The organism is Achromobacter sp. DH1f (assembly GCF_000633435.1).
Taxonomy (GTDB): Bacteria; Pseudomonadota; Gammaproteobacteria; order Burkholderiales; family Burkholderiaceae_B; genus Achromobacter; species Achromobacter deleyi.
In genome coordinates this window covers 162,977-180,207 of record NZ_AYMF01000010.1, presented here as the reverse complement: position 1 = coordinate 180,207, position 17,231 = coordinate 162,977, and the positions used below count along the sequence as shown (strand labels likewise).

The 17,231-nt window shown below is 66.9% G+C and carries 14 protein-coding genes; 9 read left to right on the top strand and 5 right to left on the bottom strand.

Annotation, left to right across the window (positions count from 1 at the left end; all coding sequences use genetic code 11):
- Nucleotides 1-6: 6 nt before the first annotated feature.
- From U858_RS0108630 to U858_RS0108610, 5 genes are all read left to right on the top strand, one after another.
- Nucleotides 7-1,143 carry an aminodeoxychorismate synthase component I gene (locus U858_RS0108630; RefSeq protein ID WP_025136770.1) on the top strand — a complete coding sequence of 379 codons (1,137 nt, stop codon included), beginning with the start codon at nt 7-9 and terminating at the stop codon, nt 1,141-1,143.
- A gap of 86 nt (nt 1,144-1,229) precedes the next feature.
- Nucleotides 1,230-1,862: an aminotransferase class IV family protein gene (locus U858_RS0108625; RefSeq protein ID WP_025136769.1), complete on the top strand. Its 633-nt coding sequence runs from the start codon at nt 1,230-1,232 to the stop codon at nt 1,860-1,862.
- Between the two features lie 100 nt (nt 1,863-1,962).
- Nucleotides 1,963-2,484 carry a sigma-70 family RNA polymerase sigma factor gene (locus U858_RS0108620; RefSeq protein WP_025136768.1) on the top strand — a complete coding sequence of 174 codons (522 nt, stop codon included), beginning with the start codon at nt 1,963-1,965 and terminating at the stop codon, nt 2,482-2,484.
- Complete coding sequence (locus U858_RS0108615) at nt 2,481-3,461, top strand: FecR domain-containing protein (protein WP_029953661.1); 981 nt, start codon at nt 2,481-2,483, stop codon at nt 3,459-3,461. Before U858_RS0108620 ends, U858_RS0108615 begins: the two co-directional genes overlap by 4 nt.
- A 164-nt stretch (nt 3,462-3,625) precedes the next feature.
- Nucleotides 3,626-6,028 (top strand): TonB-dependent receptor, encoded by a 2,403-nt coding sequence (locus tag U858_RS0108610; protein WP_025136766.1) that lies wholly within the window; start codon nt 3,626-3,628, stop codon nt 6,026-6,028.
- 81 nt (nt 6,029-6,109) lie between these two features.
- Here the strand turns inward: U858_RS0108610 and U858_RS0108605 are convergent, their stop codons facing one another.
- Nucleotides 6,110-7,012, bottom strand: coding sequence for a LysR family transcriptional regulator (locus tag U858_RS0108605; RefSeq protein ID WP_025136765.1), 903 nt, complete (start codon nt 7,010-7,012; stop codon nt 6,110-6,112).
- Between the two features lie 157 nt (nt 7,013-7,169).
- Between U858_RS0108605 and U858_RS0108600 the strand changes: the two genes are divergently transcribed.
- Genes U858_RS0108600 through U858_RS0108590 form a run of 3 tightly spaced genes read left to right on the top strand, consistent with a single transcriptional unit; the run spans nt 7,170 to nt 9,208 of the window.
- Nucleotides 7,170-8,405, top strand: a complete 1,236-nt coding sequence (locus tag U858_RS0108600; RefSeq protein ID WP_025136764.1) for an aromatic ring-hydroxylating dioxygenase subunit alpha — start codon at nt 7,170-7,172, stop codon at nt 8,403-8,405.
- 2 nt (nt 8,406-8,407) lie between these two features.
- Complete coding sequence (locus tag U858_RS0108595) at nt 8,408-8,881, top strand: aromatic-ring-hydroxylating dioxygenase subunit beta (protein ID WP_025136763.1); 474 nt, start codon at nt 8,408-8,410, stop codon at nt 8,879-8,881.
- A gap of 15 nt (nt 8,882-8,896) precedes the next feature.
- Nucleotides 8,897-9,208 carry a non-heme iron oxygenase ferredoxin subunit gene (locus tag U858_RS0108590; protein WP_025136762.1) on the top strand — a complete coding sequence of 104 codons (312 nt, stop codon included), beginning with the start codon at nt 8,897-8,899 and terminating at the stop codon, nt 9,206-9,208.
- A gap of 52 nt (nt 9,209-9,260) precedes the next feature.
- Here U858_RS0108590 and U858_RS0108585 read toward each other — a convergent pair whose 3' ends face one another.
- From U858_RS0108585 to U858_RS0108570, 4 genes are all read right to left on the bottom strand, one after another.
- Nucleotides 9,261-10,091 (bottom strand): ThiF family adenylyltransferase, encoded by an 831-nt coding sequence (locus U858_RS0108585; protein WP_025136761.1) that lies wholly within the window; start codon nt 10,089-10,091, stop codon nt 9,261-9,263.
- Between the two features lie 943 nt (nt 10,092-11,034).
- Entirely contained in the window at nt 11,035-12,456 is a 1,422-nt protein-coding gene (locus U858_RS0108580) for an efflux transporter outer membrane subunit (RefSeq protein WP_025136760.1), read from the bottom strand.
- A 5-nt stretch (nt 12,457-12,461) separates the two neighbouring features.
- Complete coding sequence (locus tag U858_RS0108575; protein ID WP_025136759.1) at nt 12,462-14,420, bottom strand: MacB family efflux pump subunit; 1,959 nt, start codon at nt 14,418-14,420, stop codon at nt 12,462-12,464.
- Nucleotide 14,421: 1 nt separating this feature from the next.
- The gene (locus U858_RS0108570) at nt 14,422-15,603 is read right to left on the bottom strand and encodes an efflux RND transporter periplasmic adaptor subunit (RefSeq protein ID WP_025136758.1); all 1,182 of its coding nucleotides are present in this window, start codon (nt 15,601-15,603) and stop codon (nt 14,422-14,424) included.
- A gap of 417 nt (nt 15,604-16,020) precedes the next feature.
- Between U858_RS0108570 and U858_RS0108565 the strand changes: the two genes are divergently transcribed.
- A complete protein-coding gene (locus tag U858_RS0108565; RefSeq protein ID WP_025136757.1) occupies nt 16,021-17,229 on the top strand; it encodes an MFS transporter in 1,209 nt (402 codons plus the stop codon).
- Nucleotides 17,230-17,231: the final 2 nt, after the last annotated feature.

The following is a 17,231-nucleotide window of genomic DNA, read 5'->3' as shown; positions in this document are numbered from 1 at the left end:
AGCGTCATGCATTGTCGTTTTGAAGACCGGCTGGCCGGCCGCGCCCTGCGGCTGGACGGCCTGCTGGCCCGCATCGAGGCGCGCGCGGCGGCCGAGGTCGGCCCCGCGCTGGCCGCCATCGACGCGGCTCGCGGCCAGGGCCATTGGGTGGCCCTGCAGCTGGATTACGAACTGGGGGAATGGCTGCTGCCCGAGGCCACCCGGCCCGCGCCCGCCGGCCCCTGGACGCCGCCGCGCGACGACGGCGCGGCGCGCCTGACCGCGCTGGTGTTCGAACGCAAGATCGACGAAACGCCCTGGGACGCCCCCGCGGCCGACAGCGCCCCCGCCGCCCTCAGCATTCCGGCGCCGCGCATGCTGGAAGCCGACTACGTGCGCCAGATCGACGCCATCCGCGGCTTGATCGCCGACGGCGAGCTCTACCAGGTCAACTACACCCAGCCGCTGGACCTGCAATACCAGGGCGACGCGGCCACGCTGTACCGCCGCATCGCCGCGCGCAATCCGGTCGCGCACGCCGCCTTCATCCAGGACGGCGCACGCACGGTGCTGTCGTTTTCGCCCGAATTGTTCGTGGCCCGCCGCGGCCCGCAACTGACCACCCGGCCCATGAAAGGCACGGCGCCGCGCCACGCTGATCCGGCCGAAGATGCCCGGCTGGGCCAGGCGCTCTTGGCCAGCGACAAGAACCGCGCCGAAAACCTGATGATCGTCGACCTGCTGCGCAACGACCTGGGCCGCCTGGCCGAGCCGGGTTCAGTCAAGGTCGATGCCCTGTTCTCGCTGGAACGCTACCCCACCGTCTGGACCATGACGTCGACCGTGTCGGCCCAGGCCCCCGGCGCCACGCTGGAAGACGTGCTGCGCGCGCTGTTCCCGTGCGGCTCGATCACCGGCGCGCCCAAGGTGGCCGCCATGCGCCGCATCCGCCAGATGGAAGCGGCGCCGCGCGGCCTGTACTGCGGCAGCATCGGCTGGCTGGCGCCGGACGGCGATTTCTCGCTGAACGTGGCGATCCGCACGCTGGTGCTGGATGCCGCGGGCCACGGGGTCTACAGCGTGGGCGGCGGCATCGTGCACGATTCGGACCCGGCCGAGGAATGGCAGGAATGCCACTGGAAGGCCCGCATATTGCGCGCCTGAATGCGCAAGCGACGCGGGCAGAGTAGGATAGAGCGCGGCCCCGCCCGCCGCCGTTCGCCGCTGTCCGCCGATACCCAGGAGCCCCCATGCAACCCGAACTGATCGAGACCATCCTGGTCGATGCCGAGCGCCGCGTGCCGCTCTTGACGCGCCATCTGCAACGGCTGGAACAGTCCTGCAAGGCGCTGGGCTACACCTGGGGCGGGCGCACGGTCGAAAGCGACATCATGATCGCGGCGCTCAGCCTGGTCACGCCGGGCGCGCACCGCCTGCGCCTGCTGGTCGCGCGCGACGGCAGCCGCCACATCCAGACCGCCGTGCTGCCGCCCCTGCCCGCCGTGCAGGAAATCATGCTGGCGCCCGAGGCGCTGCGCTCGTCCGAACCGCTCTTGCGCTACAAGACCACCTACCGCCCCTGGTACACCAAGACCATCGAATGGCTGCCCGCGCATCCGCATATTTTCGACCTGGTCTACCTGAACGAGCGCGGCGAGCTGTGCGAAGGCAGCCGCAGCAACGTCTACCTGCGGCTGGACGGCGACTGGTACACCCCGCCGGTGGACAGCGGCTGCCTGCCCGGCGTGCAACGCGGCGAACTGTTGGATAACGGCAACGTGACCGAACGCGTGCTGACCCTGGCCGACCTGCACGCCGCCGACGAGATCCGCCTGTCCAACGCCCTGCGCGGCTGGTTCGACGTGACGCTGCGCGAAGCCTGACGCCGCCTGGCGCGGGACAGCGCCGATTGCCAAACCGGCAAGGCTGACGAATAATTGATACTCATTCTTATCTATTGTTCGGCGTCGGCAGCGTCCCATCGTGTTTCCTTCTTCTTGCGCGGCATCCCCCAACGTTGAAACCCTGTACAGCGACCACCATGGCTGGCTGCAGGAATGGCTGCGCCGGCGGCTGGGCAATGCCTTCGATGCCGCCGACCTGGCGCAGGACACTTTCCTGCGGGTGCTGCGCACGCTGGAACCCATCCGCGAACCGCGCGCCTACCTGACCACCATCGCCCACGGCCTGGTGGTGAACCACTGGCGCCGCCAGGACCTGGAACGCGCCTACCGCGAGACGCTGGCCACGGTGTCCGACACCCTGGCCCCGTCGCCCGAGGAAGGCGCGCTGCTGCTCGAAGCCCTGTGCGAGCTGGACGCGCTGCTGAACCAGCTGAACCCCAAGGCCCGCGCCGCCTTCCTGCTGGCGCACCTGGACGGCTACACCTACCTGGAGATCGCGGCGCGGCTCGACGTGTCCGAACGCATGGTCAAGAAGTACATGGCCCAGGCGATGCTGCACTGCCTGACCGCCGGCCAGGCGCTGGGACCGGGCACGCCATGAGCGCCACGGGCGCGCCGCCCAGTTTCCAGGTACTGCAGCAGGCGGCTGAATGGTTCGCCGTGCTGGGCGCGCCGGCCGTCGATACCCAGGCGCACCAGCGCTGGCGCCAGTGGCTGGACGCCGACCCTGCCCACCAGCAGGCCTGGCGCCAGGTCGAGGCCATCAGCGGCAAATTCCTGAACGTGCCCGGCGGCAACAAGCCCATGGCCCATCGGCTGCTGGATGCCGCCGCGGCCGGCCAGGCGCGCCGCCGCCAGGCGCTGAAGATGCTGACGCTGCTGTGCGGCGTCGGCCTGGGCAGCTGGGGCGCGTCGCAAGCCGTGCCCTGGCGGCGCTGGACGGCCACGCACCATACCGCCCTGGCCGAACGCTGCGAGGTCCGGCTGGCCGATGGCGGCAGCGTCTGGCTCAATACCGACAGCGCGATCGACGTGGACTACGGCCCCGACCTGCGCCGCATCCGCCTGGTGGCCGGCGAAATCCTGGTCACCACCGCGCCCGACATCCAGACGCCCGCGCGGCCCTTCGTGGTCGATACCGCCCAGGCCCGGCTGCGGGCACTGGGCACCCGCTACAGCGTCTACCAGGAAGACGACGCCTGCGTCGTCGCGGTGTTTGACGGCGCGGTGCAGGTCGAACCGGTGACGCCGGGCGCGGCAGGCGGCATCCTGCATGCTGGCCAGCAGGCCCGCATCACGCGCGCCGGCCACGTCGTTGCCGAACCCGCGGCCCTGGCGCGCCGTTCGTGGGCCGACGGGCTGATCGTCGCCGAGAACATGCGGCTGGGCGATTTCGCGGCGGAACTGTCGCGCTACCGGCGCGGCCACCTGGGCTGCGACCCCGCGATTGCGGACCTGCGCATCGTGGGCACCTATGCCACCGTCGACACCGACCAGGTGCTGGCGACCCTGGAAAACACGCTGCCCGTGCGCGTGCGCCGGACGCTGCCGTGGTGGGTGGTGCTGGAAGGCCGCTAAGGGGCCGAAAAAAAGGGCCGAAAAAAGCCGACGAAACGGCGACAAAGGGGCCGGCCGATTCTTTTTGCGCGAAGGCGTCGCCGAGGTTCCCTTTTTCGCGTCGTGGATTGGCATACGGGTGAAACCACCCATTTCTCCCTTCCAGACCGGGCCGTACCATGCACATGCCTTCCCCTTCCCGCCGACGCGCCGCCGTCCGCCTGCCCGCCGCCACGGCCGCCGCCACACTGATCGGGCTGGCCCTGCCCGGCGCGGCCCCCGCCCAGACGCCAAACGCCACCCAGGCCACCCAGGCCGCCGCCGAGCGCGACTACGACATTGCCCCCGGCGAGCTCAGCCGCGTGCTGACCGAATTCGCCGTGCAGGCCGGCATCCAGGTCTCGGTCGAGGCAACCCTGACTGCCGGCCGCCAGAGCCCGGGCCTGCGCGGCCGGCAATCCGCCTGGTCGGGCCTGAATGCGCTGCTGGCCGGCACCGGCCTGCAGCCGGCCCGGCGCGGCAACGCCTACACCATCGTTCCCGCGGCCAATGCCGATGCGGTGACGCTGCCGGGCATCACCGTGCAGGGCAGCGCCACCGCCGCCCTGCAACAGGACGGCCTGGCCAGCGACGGCTACCGCGCCAGCACCGTATCCGCCGCCGGCGCGCTGGGCGGCATGGAGCTGCGCAACGCCCCCTACACCTTCAACGTCATTCCCCGCGAACTGCTGCAGAACGTGCAGGCACAGTCGCCCGACGACGTCTACAAGATCAACCCGTCCACCCTGACGCAGGTGCCGCAACTGGCCGGCTGGGCGCCGATGGTCAAGATCCGCGGGTTCAACAGCTACGACCGCGCGGAAGATGGCCTGCGCCATGCCTACGGCTTTGCCGCCTCGCTGGAAGACAAGGAACGCGTCGAAGTGCTGAGCGGGCTGTCCGGCTTTCTGTATGGCGCGGCCTCGCCCGGCGGCATGGTCAATTACGTGAACAAACGCCCTACCCCCGACCGCTACAACAGCATCACCGTGGGCACCTATGGCGCCAGCCAGGCCTATGTGCATGGCGACTTCGGCGGCCCCATCGACGACAACGGCAAGGTCGGCTATCGCGTCAACCTGGTGCGCCAGAACGGCGACACCGCCGTGGACGACCAGAAGATCGACCGCACCCTGGCCAGCCTGGCGCTGGATTTCAACGTGACCGACCGCTTCAAGCTCGAACTCGGCGCGTCGTACAGCGACTACAAGATGCGCTCGCCCACGGCCTACTGGTTCTTTGGCGACGGCGTGCCCCGCCCCAAGGCCATGGATTCGAGCAAGGACTGGAGCCAGCCGTGGATCCGCGACGAGACCCAGAGCCGCAAATGGATGGCGCGCATGACCTACGAGGCCAGCGACCACCTGACGCTGCGCGTGGCCCATCTGCGCGAATACCAGGACCGCCCGATCCAGTACCACACCATGAACTCGGTGCAGGAAGCCGGCGAATACTCGCAACTGCGGCAAAAGGTGGGGCCGACCAAGACCGAGTCCGAGGCCTGGCAGGCCCTGGCCGACCTGTCGTTCAACACCGGACCGCTCGGCCACAAGGTCACCCTGGGCTACTACGGCTACATGGACCGGCAGTGGCAGACCACCTACTTCCCGCACACCGGTTACGTCGGCCCCTACAGCCTGGACCGCCCGACTCACGTGCCTGAACCGCAGTGGCCGTCCGACGCGTCCGCCCGGATGTACTACGCCAGCCGCATCCGCAACGACAACTTCATGATCGGCGACCTGGTGCGCTTCAATGAACAGTGGTCCGCCCTGGTCGGCATCAACCGCAGCACCATCAAGTCGATGGAACGCAACGCCGAGGGCCTTGCCGGCCAGCCCGACTACGACCGCGGCCGCAACTCGCCCAACGCGTCCCTGATCTACGCGCCCACGGCCTGGCTGACGACCTACGCCACCTACATCGAAGGTCTGGAACAAGGCGGCGTCGCGCCCGACGAGGCGGTCAACCGCCTGCAGGTGCTGCCGCCCATGCGCAGCAAGCAGCGCGAACTGGGCATCAAGGCAGAACTGGGCGGCGTGCTGGTCAGCAGCGCGCTGTTCGATATCGAAAAGGCCTACGAATATTCCAACGATGCCAACGTGTACGTGCAGGACGGCATCCAGCGCCACCGCGGCGCCGAAATATCGGCGGTGGGCAAGCTGACCGAGGCCTGGACCGTCATGGGCGGCGCAACGTGGCTGACCGCCCGCGTGGAGGGCAGCGCCAACGACGGCAACGCGCCGATCAACGTACCCAAGTTTATGGCCAAGCTGTATTCCGAATACGCCCTGCCGTTCGCGCCGGGGCTGAGCGTGACGGGCGGGGTCTATCACGTCGGCAAGCAATGGGCCACGGACACCAACAGCAGCCGGCTGCCCTCGTACACCACGTTCGACCTGGGCTTGCGCTACGCCACCAAGGTGACCGGCCGCCCCGTGACGCTGCGCCTGAACGTCAACAACGTCGCCAACCGCAACTACTGGCTCAACAGCTACTACCTGGGCAATCCGCGCAACGTTGCGCTGTCGGCGCAGATGCAGTTCTAGGCGCGCGGCCGGCACCGGCACACCGGAAAGCCCGCCGATGCAGGCCGCTTTCCGGTTGCCGCCTTCCCATCTTGCCATCCGCTAGTCCGCGAACTGCTCCACCACCACCTGCCGCAGCCATTGATTGGCCGGCTCGCGGTGGTTGCGCGCGTGCCAGAAGACGTTGATGACGGACTCCGGAATCTTCACCGGACAGGGCGCGGTGGCCAGGCCGAAGGGCTTACAGGCGCAATCGGCAAAGCGCTGCGGCACCACCGCGATCATGTCGGTAGCCTGCAGCACCGGCCCCACCGCCATGAAATGCGGCACCGTCAGCCGCAGGCGGCGGCGGATGCCCGCCCGTTCGATCACCTGGTCCACCACGCCGTGGCCGGTGCCTTCGGACACGATGCCCACGTGCTCGGCGGCGCGAAACTGCTTGGCCGACACGCCGCCGCGCGCCAGCGGATGGTCCTGCCGGAAAATGCACACATAGGGCTGGCGAAACAGCCGACGCTGAAAGAAGCCTTGCTTCAAACCCGGCAGAAAGCCCATCGCCAGGTCGATCCGCCCGCGCTCCATCTCGTCCTTCACGTCGATCGACGTCGTGCGCACGGTGCGGATGGTGACGCCCGGCGCCGCGCCATCCAGCGCCCGCATCAGCCGCGGCAGGAAATAGGTTTCGCCCACGTCGTTCACGCCAATGACGAAGGCCCGCTCGCTCTGTGCCGGGTCGAACAAGGCACGCGCATTCAGCGTGCCGTGCAGCGCCCCCAACGCATCGGCAATGGGCTGCGCCAGCGCCTCGGCATACGGCGTGGGCACCATGCCGCGCGAAGTCCGCAGGAACAGCTCGTCGCCCAGCAGCTTGCGCAGCCGGCCCAGCGCATTGCTGACCCCCGGCTGCGAAATGCCCAGGTTGCGCGCCACTGCCGACACCCGGCCGTGCTTGCACAGTTCATTGAAGACGACCAGGAGGTTCAGGTCCATGTCTTGCAGGTTCATGCGCTTGTCTCCACCAATATTGATTTTGGTGATTGTTGTCATCATCCAGATTCTATTTATTTATTCCACGCCCTGGCCGAAGATGCAACAAACGCCGCGCCCATGTCGCGCGGCCCCTGCCCGGCCGCACGGCGGCCACGGATGAAGGAGACAAACCATGCAAGCCTGGCCGGCCGACGGCACCCACCGCATTCCCTTCGGCGTCTACACCGACGCCGCCGTACACCAAAAGGAACTGGACCGCTTCTTCTACCAAGGCCACTGGAGCTACGTGGGCCTGGAAGCCGAAATCCCCCACCCCGGCGACTTCAAGCGCACGGCCGTGGGCGAGCGGTCCGTCATCCTGCTGCGCGACAACGACGGTCAGGTGCGGGTGGTGGAAAACGTCTGTGCGCACCGCGGCGTGCAGTTCTGCCGCGAACGCTCGGGCAACCGCAGCGAATTCGTCTGTCCCTACCATCAGTGGAACTACGACCTGCAGGGCAACCTGATCGGCGTGCCCTTTCGCCGCGGCGTCAAACAGGACGGCCGCGTCAACGGCGGCATGCCGCCGGATTTCAAACCCGAGGAACACGGCCTGACCAAACTGGCCGTGGCCTGTCGCAACGGCGTCGTCTTCGCCTCGTTCGACCACGACGTCGAGCCGCTGGAAGACTACCTGGGCCCCGACATCCTGCACTACTTCGACCGCGTCTTCGACGGCCGCCAACTGGTGATCCACGGCTACAGCCGCCAGCGCATTCCCGGCAACTGGAAGCTGATGCAGGAGAACATCAAGGACCCCTACCACCCCGGCCTGCTCCACACCTGGTTCGTCACCTTCGGCCTGTGGCGGGCCGACAACCGCTCCGAACTGAAAATGGACCGCCACTTCCGCCACGCCGCCATGATCTCGACGCGCGGCCAGGGCGGCAAGGGCAGCGTCACCAGCGGCGTATCCAGCTTCAAGGAACAGATGTCGCTGAACGACGACCGCTTCCTGGACATCGTGCCCGAACCCTGGTGGAACGGCCCCACGGCGGTGCTGATGACGCTGTTTCCCAGCGTCATCATCCAGCAGCAGGTCAATTCGCTGTCGACCCGCCACATCCAGCCCGTCGGCCACGACGCCTTCGATTTCGTCTGGACGCACTTCGGCTTCGCCGACGACACGCCCGAGATGACCCAGCGCCGCCTGCGCCAGGCCAACCTGTTCGGCCCCGCCGGTTTCGTATCGGCGGACGACGGCGAGGTGATCGAGTTTTCGCAGTCCGGCTTCCAGCAAAAGCCCTGGCACCGCAGCGTGGCCGAACTGGGCGGCAAGACCGCCGAGAACACCGACCACATGGTGACCGAAACGCTGATCCGCGGCATGTACGCCTACTGGCGCCGCGTGATGGAAGGGGAGGCCTGATGATGCTGGAATTTCCGCTGTACTACGCGCTGACCCGGCTGTACACCGACTACGCCGCTGTGCTGGACGCCGAACAATGGGACCGGTGGCCCGACTTCTTCCTGGAAGACTGCACCTACAAAGTGCTGCCCCGCGAAAACCACGAACGCGGCTACCCCCTGGCCACGATGTCCTTCGAAAGCCGCGGCATGCTGCGCGACCGCATCTACGGCGCCACCGACACCATCTTCCACGACCCCTACTACCAGCGCCACGTGGTCGGCGCCCCCCGCGTCCTGTCGGTCGCCGGCGAACGTATCGAATCGGAAGCCAACTACGCCGTCTTTCGCACCAAGCCCAACCAGCTCACCACCGTCTACAACGTAGGCCGCTACCTGGACGTCATCCGCCAGACCCCGGATGGCCTGAAATTCGAATCAAGACTGTGCATCTTCGACAGCGAGCTGATCCCGAATTCGTTGATCTATCCCATCTGACAGAACAGACCCGCCATGACAACCCAATGGATCAAAGCCATCCCGCTGGCCGACGTACCCGATGAAGACGTGATCGCCGTGCAAGCCGGCGACCACGAAATCGCGCTCTACGGTGTCGAAGGCAGCGTCTACGCCACCGCCAACCTCTGTACCCACGGCAACGCCCGCCTGTGCGACGGCTTCCTGACCGGCCACGAAATCGAATGCCCGCTGCACCAGGGCCGCTTCGACGTCAGAGACGGCCGCGCCCTCTGTTCGCCGCTACGCGACAACCTGGCGACCTACCCCGTCAGAATCGAAGATGGCATGGTGTTCGTAGCGCTGTAGCAAGACAGCCGATCCATCCCATGCCCAAGGCGGCGCCCACTGGCGCCGCCAATCAGCCCAACGCCAGGCGCAAGGCCTCATTGGCCGCCGCCATCCCCATGGCGGCCGTCACGGTCACGACAGACCCATACCCCGCACAAGACAACCCCTGCGGCGCAGCCGCTTGCGCGGCCACCCCCATGTCGTCGTCCATCTCGCCGGCCCGCGTCCACTCATCCGGCAAGATCGCCGGCTGATCGAACCACAGCGCATGCACCCCCATCTTGGGCACCCGCTTCAAGGCCTTGCCGTTCTTGTCCGACGCCCGGGGAAACCCATGCTCGCGCCGCAGCTTGTTGCGCAACTTGGACAGCAAGGCATCATTGACCGCCGCCGACAGATCCCCCGCCCGCAACGCCAGCGGGTCCGTCTTGCCCCCCGCCCCGCCACACAGCAACATGGGCACACCCAACGCCCGCGCATGCAAGATCATCGCAATCTTGGCCGCCGCCTGATCGGTACAGTCAATGATGACGGTATAGGGCCCAGGCAAGACCTCGCCGACATTCTCAGGCGACACAAAGTCATCCACCCGCGTCAACCGGCAAGCCGGATTGATCCCCGACACCCGCTCGGCCATGGCATCCACTTTGGACTGCCCCACGGTATCGGTCAGCGCATGAATCTGCCGATTGACGTTGGACTCCGCAATATGGTCCAGATCAATCAGCGTCAACGCCCCGATGCCGCAACGAGCAAGCGCTTCCACGGTCCACGAGCCCACGCCGCCCAGGCCGGCAACGGCAATGTGAGCGTCTTGAAAACGTTTCGGAGCGGAGGGACCGTATAGGCGGGACAGGCTGGAGAAGCGGCGGTCGAGGTCGATTTCGTCTTGGGGGTTCATGGGACGTATTTTATATGGCGCGGGGTGTTGGTTCTTAAGGCGCGCGTGACGGGGTGGGTGTGGGGTGGGCGGGGCTACGATTGCGGTCCGGAGCCTTCGCTCCGGACTGCCCCTTCCTCATCCTCGTTGTCGCCTCCGGCGACTGCCTTCGGATTCCGTCGGGCGCATCTAACGCCCCGCCCACCCCACACCCACCCCGCCACGCGCTCTTGATGAGGATTAACGACGGGCCCTGGGGCGAGGTGTGTGCTTGGCATGCTAGCCACCATCGGAGGGGGGTTGGCGGGGTGGGTCGGTGCCCGCCTCGTGCCGGCCGCGCGGGCGGCCTTACGAGGCTTACGCGCCGTCTTGCGTAAACCGATGCCGCTCTCGCGCTTGCGATGACCGTTCGATTTTGACCGCCTATTGAATTGACGTCCAATTGGCACCGGTCTTCGAGCGGCGCGGATGCCGTGGATTCCAACAAAGTTTCCAGCGCCCGATGGGCGGCGCGCGAGACGGTCTGCATGCGCAAGCAGGACCCTGCCGCGCCGCCCATCACCGCCCCACCCCCACGATGTGGGACCCAATAGAAAACCTATTTCCATCAGCGCGAAGCGCCCCCGCAACACTTTCTAGAAACGCAATGCCAAACGTGGCCGCCCGCGCGGCCGCGGCTTGGCGACCCTGCAAATTCCATTCCCCGCACACAGGTCTAGCAGCGCAACGAACCGAGACACGCGTAGCCCGGCGCGGGGGTGGCTTGCGGAGTGGGCAACCTCGATGCGCCCGAGGGAATCTGAAGGAGGGACCGAAGGTCCGGACGAAGATGACGAAGGGGAAGTCCGGAGCGAAGGCTCCGGACCGCAATCGTGGGCGCCCACTCCGCAAGCCACCCCCGCGACGGGCGACCTACGAAGAACTCCCCGCCACCAGCAAACCAAACACCACAAAAGTAGACAACCTACTCCACATTCGTAGCAGCAACAGAATCATCCCCTCCAAGCGCCTGATAAACCTTCACCTGATTAACCAACCGATTCAACACATTCTCATCCCGAGCAATCTCCGCCACCCGCCGCTTCTCCTGCGCATCCAACCAAAACCGCAACGACACCGACCCCGCCCGATACCGGACTTCGTACAGCCGCTCAGCCTCCCGAGCCGCCTTCAACGAGGCCTCGAGCTGCTCCCCCTGCACCCGCAGCTGCGTCCGATTGGACAACGCATTTTCCACATCCGCCATCGCCTGATAAAGAGATTGCCTGAACGTCACGACCCGTTCATCGAACTCCGTCCGAGAAATCTTCAGATTCAGTCCCAGCCGGTTCCACTGCAAGAATGGCAGCGTCACCGCCGTCGTCAGCGCCCCCACCGGATTTTGCAGAATGTTCGACAGCGTCGGGCTGCTCGTTCCCAGCGATCCCGTCAGCGTCAGCGTCGGATAGAAGCTTGCCCGCGCCGCGTCCACATTCGACAGCGCCTCGCGCAGACGAAGTTCCGCCGCGCGCAGATCCGGACGGCGTCCCAGCAGCTCCGCCGGCACGCCTGCCCGCGCCTCCGGCAACGGATATTGGGGTAGCCGCGGCGGGTCCGCCATCGTGCGGTCCGGCGGGCTATCGAACAGGATCGTCAGCGCATTCACGTATTCCACATGTTGCTGCACCAGCAGCGCGTGCGCCGCCTGCTGGCTCGCCACCGTCTGCTCCGCTTCCGCCATCTCCAGCGCCGACGCCCCGCCCGCCGCATATTGTGCCCGCACCAGGTCCTGCGTCCGGCGTGCATACGCAATGCTTTCCAGGCTGCTCGCAATGCGTTGATTGATGAACGCCGTCTGCCAATACAGCGTCGCCGTCGTGCCCACCAGCGACAGCGCCGAACTCTGGCGGTCCTGCTCGCTCGCCAGCGCTTCCCAGTCGGCCGCATCGCGCTGGCGCGACAGCTTGCCCCACAGGTCCACCTCGTAGCCGATCGACAGCTCCGTGCCGTTCGTGCGCGTGATTGCGCGGTCGCCGTAGAAATTGCGTGAGCGGGTCACGCTGGCGTTGCCCGTCAGCTGCGGAATCAGCTGGTCTTCGGCCAGGCCCGCCTGGTATTGCGCCCGGCGTACCCGGATCGCCGCGGCGGCCAGGTCGTTGTTGCGCGCCAGCGCGCCTTCGACCAGTCCATTCAACACCGGGTCATTGAAATTGCGCCACCACGCCCCGCCCTCCGCCAGCGCCGCGGCCGGCGCCATCGGGGCTGCCGCATCGGACGCATAGGTCCAGGCCGCCGGGGCGCGCGTCTCGGGCGCCTGGTACTCGGTCTTGAGCAGGCCGCCGCAGCCCGACAGGGCCAGCGCCAAGGCCAGCGCGGCGGGTTTGTAGATCAGGGAAACTGCTTTCATCGTCCTCATTCCCGGGCCAAGGCCTCGACGGGATCCAGGCGCGCCGCATTGCGCGCCGGTAAATAGCCGAACAGCACGCCGATCAGCGTCGAGCACGTGAATGCCGCCACCATCGACGCCGTCGAATAGATCATGCGGAACGAGCCGCCCGTGGCTTTGGCCACCAGCACGCCCAGGCCCAGCGACAGCGCGATACCCACCGCCCCGCCGATCAGGCACACCAGCACCGCCTCGATCAGGAACTGCTGCATGATGTCGCTGCGGCGCGCGCCCACCGCCATCCGCACCCCGATTTCCCGGGTGCGCTCGGTGACTGACACCAGCATGATGTTCATCACCCCGATGCCGCCCACCATCAGCGAAATCAGCGCAATCAGCGACACCAGCAGCGTCATCGTCGCCGTCGTGCGTTCGATCGTCTTGCGGATCGCGTCCGTGTTGAACACGAAGAAATCCTTCACCACGTGGCGGCGCAGCAGCACCCGGGTGATCGCCTGCTCGGCCGCGGCCGGCGGCGACGCATCATTCACGCGCACCGTGATGCTTTTCAAATGCTGCTGGCCCAGCACGCGCGACAGCGCCGTGGTGTAGGGAATCCAGACGTTCAGCGTTTCGTTGTTGCCGAAGACCGTGTCGTTCTTCTTGGTCACGCCGATCACGCGGGCCGGCATCGCGCCCAGGAACACGATCTGGCCGATGGCATCGGTGTGCGAGCCGAACAGCGCCTTGCGGGTGCTTTCGTCGATCACCACTTCCTGCGCGCGGCGGGCCACGCTGGTGGCGTCGAAGAACTTGCCCTGCGCCAGCTTGACGTTGCGGACCCGGAAATATTGCTCGCCCACGCCCTGGATCGAACCGTTCACCGCCACGTTGCGATAGCGCAGCGTGCTGCTGGTGGAGACTTCCGGCGTCACGCTGTCCACGTACGACTCGCGGGCCAGCGCATCGGCGTCGGCCGGCACCAGCGTGCGGATGTTGACGGCCTTTTCGTCGCCGAAGTCCTTGCCCGGAAACACCTCGACCGTATTGGTGCCGATCTCGCTGATGTCTTCCAGGATCTTCTGGCGCGAGCCCTCGCCCAGCGCCACCACCGACACCACCGCGGCGATGCCGATGATGATGCCCAGCATGGTCAGCGAGGTGCGCAGGCGGTGCGCGTTCATGGCCAGCAGCGCCATGCGCAGGGCCTCGCCGCAGCGGTCCAGGTAGGCCTGCCAGCTCGGCCGCGGCGGCAGCGGCGCGGCGTCCTCGCGCTCGGCCAGCACGCGCGGCGCATCGGGGTTGCGCTTGTCCGACACGATCTCGCCGTCGCTGATCTCGATGATGCGTTGCGCATGGCGCGCCACGTTCATGTCGTGCGTGACCAGGATGATGGTGTGGCCGGCCGCGTTCAGTTCTTCCAGGATGCGCAGCACTTCCTGGCCCGTGTGCGTGTCCAGCGCGCCAGTCGGTTCGTCCGCCAGGATGATGTCGCCGCCGTTCATCAGCGCGCGCGCAATACTCACGCGCTGCTGCTGGCCGCCCGACAGTTGCCCGGGGCGGTGGCCGGTGCGGTCGCCCAGGCCCAGGCGCCGCAGCAGTTCGGCGGCGCGTTCCAGGCGGGCCTCGCGGCGCTTGCCGGCATAGACGGCCGGCACCTCGACGTTGCCCTGCGCCGTCAGGTCGGACAGCAGGTGATAGCGCTGGAAAATGAAGCCGAAGTGTTCGCGGCGCAGTTCGGCCAGTTCGTCCGGGTCCAGCTCGCCGGTGCTGCGGCCGTCCACGCGGTAGTCGCCGCTAGTGGGGCGGTCCAGGCAGCCCAGGATGTTCATCAGGGTCGACTTGCCCGAGCCCGACGCGCCGACGATGGCCACCATTTCCCCGGCCTCGATGGTCAGGTTGATGTCCTTGAGCACGGCGATGGTCTGCTCGCCCGCGGGAAACTCGCGGCGGACCCCGGCCAGCGAAATAAGCGGTCCGGCCATCTCAGCGTCCTGCGGCGGCCACCGGCGCGGCGTCGGCCGACACCACGCGTTCGCCCGCTTCCAGGCCTTCCAGCACCTGCGCCTGCACGTTGTTGTTCATGCCGATCTTGACCTGGCGGGTCTCGGTCTGGTTGTTCTTGCCGACCACCCGCACGGCATAGCGGCCGTCTTCGCCACGCTTGCCCAGGGCCGAGGCCGGCACCACCACCGCGTCGCGGGCCTCGCCCAGCACGATGGACACCTGCGCCGTCATGGAGATGCGCAGCTTTTCTTCGGGGTTGGGCACGTCGAACAGGCCGTTGTAGTACACCGCGGCGCTGGTGGAATTGGAGCCGGACGAGGTCAGGGACGCGGTGGCGTCGTCTTTCTGGATCGATTCGGGCGCCGGTTCCACCGCGCGCAGGGTGGCCTGGTAGCGCTGGTCGGGTTCGCCCAGGATGGTGAAGTACACCGGCAGGCCGGGCTTGACCCGGGTCACGTCGGCTTCGGAGATCTGCGCCTTGATGGTCATGGTGGCCACCTGGGCGACCTTGATGATGGTCGGCGCGCTCTGGAACGAGTTCACCGTCTGGCCTTCCTTGGTGACCACGGCGACCACGATGCCGTCGATGGGCGAGACGATGCGGGTGTAGCCCAGGTTGACCTTGGCCGTGTCCACCTGGATTTCGGCCTGCACGATCTGCGCGTCCAGCGACGAGATGTCGGCGCGGGTCACGCCCAGCGTGGCCTCGGCGGTTTCATAGGCCTCGCGCGAGCTGGCGTCGGCCGCCAGCATCTGGCGTTGCCGGCGGAAGGCCAGTTCGGCCTGCTTCAGGGTGGCGACCTTGGCGGCGCGCTCGGCCCGGCGGGTCTGCAAGGCGGCCTGGGCATTGCGCAGTTCGTTCTGCTGGGTCAGGTCGTCGATCTCGGCGACCAGCTGCCCCTTCTTGACGCGGTCGCCCAGCGCCACCTTCAGCGACTTGAGCTGGCCGGTGGCCTGCGCGCCGACGCTCACGCGTTCGATGGCGTCCATCGTGCCGCTGGCCAGCACACTGTCTTCGAGGTTGCCGCGCGTGACTTCGGCCACGGCGAAAGTGGGTGGCGGCGGGGCCGAGAAAAAGACGGCCCGGACGCCATAGGCAATGATCAGGAGAACAACGGCGATGAGGACGTAGCGCTGGACTTTGCTGCGAGGCTTTTTCATTGAACCAGTTCGGATGGGGCGGCGGGGGCATGGCCCGCCACTCGAATAACTAAAAACGGATAGGGCTGGCGGCGCTTGCCCAGACTGCCTGCACATCCTAAACGCTGGTTTGCGCCAAAAGGATGCCCAATCTGTGGCGAAAGGGTGAAAAACGGTAAAGCGGGCCGGGCTTGGGCCGCCGTATCGAATGATTGTTCCGTTGCGTGAACGATACATCTGTTGCAGCGCATTAATGCAACCCGTGTAACCGACCTTGCGGCGAACGTGCCGCCATCTTGCCCCAACCCTATCCGACTTGGGCCATAGATGGCGCCTATCTTGTCGCCACTGCCGAAACACGATTGCCGCAGTGCAAAAAAACCGCGCCTCGACATAGCGCGACGATAGGCACAGAATGAATGCAGTTAAGTCGTATCCGTGCCTACTTCGCCCCCTTCCCCCTCTTCAAATCACGCCGCCCCGGAGTTTTCCGGGGCGGCGCTGTTGTGCGTGCTGGCCATGCTGAATCACGTGGCGCTCACAGGGGGACGGATCACCGTATCCCTGACGGCGCTGCAGATGGGCCTGTCCACCTTCAAGGTGGGCACGCTGATCGCCGTGTTCGCCGTGCTGCCGATGCTGTTTTCGGTGCGCGCCGGACGCTGGGTCGACCGGGTCGGCATCGTGCGCCCGCTGGTCACCGGCACCACGCTGGTGGTGATCGGCACCGCGCTACCCTTCGTGTCGCAGACCCAGTTCGCGCTGCTCATCGCGTCCTGTTCCATCGGCATCGGCTTCATGCTGCACCAGGTGGCCACCCAGGACCTGCTGGGTCACGCCGAACCCACGCAGCGCCTGCGCAATTTCTCGTACATGTCGCTGGCCCTGGCGGGATCGGGGTTTTCGGGGCCGCTGATCGCCGGCCTGGCGATCGACCACCTGGGCACCCGGCTGGCCTTCGGCCTGCTGACGCTGGGTCCGCTGCTGTCGGCGGCCGGGCTGTACACCTTGCGTCACCAATTGAAGGCGGTCGATTCGCTGCTGGCCGGCGCCAAGGAAGCCCAGCGCCGCCGCGTGACGGAGCTATTGGCCGTGCCGGCGCTGCGCCGCATCCTGATGGTCAACACCATCCTGTCCGGCGCCTGGGACACCCACCTGTTCGTGGTGCCCATCTTCGGCATCGCGATCGGCCTATCCGCCACCACCATCGGCGTCATTCTTGCGTCCTTCGCGGCGGCAACGTTCATCATCCGCCTGGTATTGCCGCTGATCCAGCGCCGCGTGCGGTCCTGGACGCTGGTGCGCGTGGCGATGGCCACCGCCGCCATCGACTTCATGCTTTACCCGCTGTTCACCGACGTTAGCATCCTGATCGTGCTGTCGTTCATCCTGGGGCTTGCGCTGGGGTGCTGCCAACCGAGTATGCTTTCACTGCTGCACCAGCATTCGCCGCCGGGCCGCGCCGCCGAAGCCGTGGGCCTGCGGATGGCGCTGATCAACGGTTCGCAGGTGTCCCTGCCGCTGACCTTCGGCGCGCTGGGTGCGGTCATCGGCGTCGCCCCGCTGTTCTGGGCCTATTCCGTGGCCCTGATGGCCGGGGGCTGGGCCAATCGCAACCCCCCGCTCGAGTCTGACCGGAAACCGTAGTC

Excerpts from the sequence above, each read along its gene's own strand:
- U858_RS0108630 (WP_025136770.1), top strand. The coding sequence starts at position 7 with ATGCATTGTCGTTTTGAAGACCGGCTGGCCGGCCGCGCCCTGCGGCTG.
- U858_RS0108625 (WP_025136769.1), top strand. The coding sequence starts at position 1,230 with ATGCAACCCGAACTGATCGAGACCATCCTGGTCGATGCCGAGCGCCGC.
- U858_RS0108615 (WP_029953661.1), top strand. The coding sequence starts at position 2,481 with ATGAGCGCCACGGGCGCGCCGCCCAGTTTCCAGGTACTGCAGCAGGCG.
- U858_RS0108610 (WP_025136766.1), top strand. The coding sequence starts at position 3,626 with ATGCCTTCCCCTTCCCGCCGACGCGCCGCCGTCCGCCTGCCCGCCGCC.
- U858_RS0108605 (WP_025136765.1), bottom strand. The coding sequence starts at position 7,012 with ATGAACCTGCAAGACATGGACCTGAACCTCCTGGTCGTCTTCAATGAA.
- U858_RS0108600 (WP_025136764.1), top strand. The coding sequence starts at position 7,170 with ATGCAAGCCTGGCCGGCCGACGGCACCCACCGCATTCCCTTCGGCGTC.
- U858_RS0108595 (WP_025136763.1), top strand. The coding sequence starts at position 8,408 with ATGCTGGAATTTCCGCTGTACTACGCGCTGACCCGGCTGTACACCGAC.
- U858_RS0108590 (WP_025136762.1), top strand. The coding sequence starts at position 8,897 with ATGACAACCCAATGGATCAAAGCCATCCCGCTGGCCGACGTACCCGAT.
- U858_RS0108585 (WP_025136761.1), bottom strand. The coding sequence starts at position 10,091 with ATGAACCCCCAAGACGAAATCGACCTCGACCGCCGCTTCTCCAGCCTG.
- U858_RS0108580 (WP_025136760.1), bottom strand. The coding sequence starts at position 12,456 with ATGAAAGCAGTTTCCCTGATCTACAAACCCGCCGCGCTGGCCTTGGCG.
- U858_RS0108575 (WP_025136759.1), bottom strand. The coding sequence starts at position 14,420 with ATGGCCGGACCGCTTATTTCGCTGGCCGGGGTCCGCCGCGAGTTTCCC.
- U858_RS0108570 (WP_025136758.1), bottom strand. The coding sequence starts at position 15,603 with ATGAAAAAGCCTCGCAGCAAAGTCCAGCGCTACGTCCTCATCGCCGTT.